The organism is Rubrivirga sp. (assembly GCF_049648075.1).
GTDB lineage: Bacteria > Bacteroidota > Rhodothermia > Rhodothermales > Rubricoccaceae > Rubrivirga.
Genome location: NZ_JBARYR010000157.1, coordinates 1 through 2,823 on the forward strand (window position 1 = coordinate 1; position 2,823 = coordinate 2,823).

3 protein-coding genes and 1 pseudogene are annotated in these 2,823 nt (G+C 69.7%); 2 read left to right on the top strand and 2 right to left on the bottom strand.

Going from position 1 to position 2,823, the window contains the following annotated elements; all coding sequences use genetic code 11:
- Nucleotides 1-497: pseudogene (locus tag WBA11_RS04470) on the top strand (hypothetical protein); the annotation flags it as partial.
- A gap of 66 nt (nucleotides 498-563) precedes the next feature.
- Here WBA11_RS04470 and WBA11_RS04475 read toward each other — a convergent pair.
- Both WBA11_RS04475 and WBA11_RS04480 read right to left on the bottom strand, forming a co-directional pair.
- Nucleotides 564-1,490, bottom strand: a complete 927-nt coding sequence (locus WBA11_RS04475; protein ID WP_424519525.1) for a PfkB family carbohydrate kinase — start codon at nucleotides 1,488-1,490, stop codon at nucleotides 564-566.
- Between the two features lie 97 nt (nucleotides 1,491-1,587).
- Nucleotides 1,588-2,232, bottom strand: a complete 645-nt coding sequence (locus tag WBA11_RS04480; protein WP_424519526.1) for a hypothetical protein — start codon at nucleotides 2,230-2,232, stop codon at nucleotides 1,588-1,590.
- Between the two features lie 120 nt (nucleotides 2,233-2,352).
- Between WBA11_RS04480 and WBA11_RS04485 the strand changes: the two genes are divergently transcribed.
- The coding region (locus tag WBA11_RS04485) for a tetratricopeptide repeat protein (protein ID WP_424519527.1) at nucleotides 2,353-2,823 on the top strand (471 nt) is incomplete at its 3' end.

Here is a 2,823-nt window from a genome sequence, read left to right on the forward strand (position 1 = left end):
CCGAAACGTCCACACCGCCCGAGGGCTCGGCCTGGGTCGCACGCCCCGCCGACCCGGACGCGGACCCGGTCGTCGCGAGCGACCTCGTGTTTGCGACGTCCCCCGTCGACTCCTTCCAAGAGCCCTCGTTCGAGGAGGCCGTCGACATCGAGGCTGGCCTCGAAGCCCTCCTCGGTGCGCCCAAGACGGTCGAGGCCGAGACGCCGACGCCCGCACAGCCGGAGCCCATCGTGCAAGAGCCCGCAGCGCCAGAGCCCTTCGTCGCTCCCGAAGCCGCCGACGACCTGACCGTCATCTCGAGCATCGATGAGGACACGCAACGGCTCCTCTATCTCGCTGGCGTGACCACGCTCGACGAGATCGCCCAATGGGGCCGGACGGCCGCTCGTCGCTACAGCTCGGAGGTCTCGGTCTCAGAGGAGACCATCATGACGCAGTGGATCTTCGAGGCCCAGGCCGCCCTCTTCAACCGCTACGCGACCCAAGCCGGCCAGTAAGGCTCGTCCTCGAGGACGGTTCGAGATCGGCGACAAGGACCTAGCGCGTCCGACCTCGAGGGCGGGCTACGCCGCCAGGATCTCGCGGACCTCGGACAACCGACGGAACGCTCCGATCCGCTGGTTGAGCTCGGCGTCGGTGACCTCGAGGAGACGGTCGGGGCCGAACGCCTCGCACACGAACGACGCGAGCGCGCTGCCGATCACGATCCCCTGGCGCATCGTCTCGGCGTCGGACGAGCCGGACCGGACCAGGTGACCCGCGAAGCCACCCAGGAACGCGTCACCGGCGCCCGTCGGGTCGATCACGTCCTCGAGGGGGTACGCCGGTGCCGCGAACACCTCGTCGCCCGCGAACAGCAGCGCGCCGTGCTCGCCCTTCTTCACGATGAGCGTCTTGGGGCCGAGCTCTCGGATCGCGCGAGCGGCACGGACCAGGTTGGCCTCGTTCGAGAGCTGCCGCGCCTCCTCGTCATTGATCACCAACACGTCGACGCGGGACAACGTCTCAGCGAGCGCATCGGGCGTGTTCTCGATCCAGAAGTTCATCGTGTCCGCGATCACCAACGGATCGCCGCCGGATGCCTGGTCGATGACGGAGCCCTGGACCGTCGGGTCGAGGTTGCCCAAGCACACCACCTCCGGCGACCGGTACGACGCCGGCAGGTCCGGCTCGAACGTGGCCAGCACGTTGAGGTGCGTCGCCAGGGTGTCTCGCGTGTTGAGGTCGTAGTGGTACCGGCCCGCCCAGAAGAACGTCTCGCCATCCGGGTCCCGGACCAGGCCTTCGCAGTCGACCCCACGGCTCGTCAACGCTTCGATGTGGGCGTCCGGGAAGTCGGCGCCCACGACGGCGTTGAGCTGGACGGGCGCGCCGATGGCGCGGGCCGCGAGCGAGGCGTAGGTGGCAGAGCCGCCGAGGATCCGCTCGGCGCGACCAAAGGGGGTCTCGACCGTATCAAACGCGACGGTTCCGACGATGAGGACGCTCATGGAATGGGTGTAGACCGCGCAGAGGATACGGGCCGATCAAACGAAAGCGGGGGCGCCGCAGTGGGCGCCCCCGCAAAGACATCGAGGAGTCGGACGCCTAGTCTCGGACCTTGCCGACCCAGTCGTCGATCTTCGAGGCCAGAACGCCCGTCACGGCCACCTTGGCCGCGTCCGCGATGGTCTCGGCCAGGTCCTTCGTCTTCTCGTAGCCCTCCTCGGCGACGTCACCGGCCCCGTCGGCCGCTTCGCGGAGCGCCTCGGCGGCACGGTGCAAGCTGTCCTGGAGCGAGTCGCCGGCTGTGTCGACAAAGGTCGACGCCTCCGCTCGGGCCTTCTTGCCCTTCTTTTTCGCCGCCTTCTGCAACTGCTTGGCGCGCGTCTCGACGCGGTCCGTCAAGGACGGCGGGTCGGGGTCGGGGACGAGCGCGGTCACCAGCCGACCGGCCAGTAGACCGATGCCTGCGGCACCGAGCACCGCCAGTCCGGGGTGCGCCTCGACCCAGGACTTGACCTGGGCGACAGGATCTTGAGCCGCGTAGTCGTCCGGCATCTCGTAGTCGGCCGGGAGCGGCGGCGGGATCGCGACGGGCTTGGCCGCCGGCGCGGCGGCCTGGGCAACCGGCTCGATCGACGCGTCGGGCGACTCGGGATTGGCGGGAGACGGCGGGACGGTCGGGTTGGGATCGGGGACGCCTGGCGGAGGCGTCGTCGGTTTGGAATCGGACGGTTTGTCGGTGGCCATGCGAAAGGGAGAGGCAAAGGATTGGAATCTCGGATACGACTTAGAGCCCCCTCTTTGTTTCTGTGGCCAGCGCGGAAGGCGCATCCCGTAGATTGCCCCCTCGCCGGAGCCCGTCCCCCCATGCCCGTCCGGTCCTCGCCGACGTCCTCGATGTCGGTCCTTCGCGCCCTCGGCGCTCTCGTGTGTCTCGTCTCGGCCGTCTGCGCCGAGGCCCAGGTCCCTGGTGCCGTCCTCGAGGTCGAGCCCGGCTTCGCTGAAGCCGCCTTCGACGAGGCCCGGGGCCTGCACGATGGCGGCCTGTACGGCCCTGCCGAGCGAGCCTTCGCCCGGTTCCTCGAGCGCTACCCCCGCGACCCTCGCGCACCCGAGGCCCTGTTCTTGCGCGCCGATGCCGCCCTGGCCACCGACGACGCGGGACTGGCGACGGCCCTGTTCGGACGGTTCGAGACGGCCTACCCGACGCACCCGCTCGCACCGGAAGCCCGGCTCGCTGTCGGCCGGTACTACTTCGCCCGCAACCGCGACCTCGAGGCCGAGGACGCCTTGAACCGAGCGCTAGCCCGCCCGGCACCGCCGGAGACGGAGGCCGAA

Coding starts and splice junctions, on each gene's coding strand:
- WBA11_RS04475 (WP_424519525.1), bottom strand. CDS start 1,490: ATGAGCGTCCTCATCGTCGGAACCGTCGCGTTTGATACGGTCGAGACC.
- WBA11_RS04480 (WP_424519526.1), bottom strand. CDS start 2,232: ATGGCCACCGACAAACCGTCCGATTCCAAACCGACGACGCCTCCGCCA.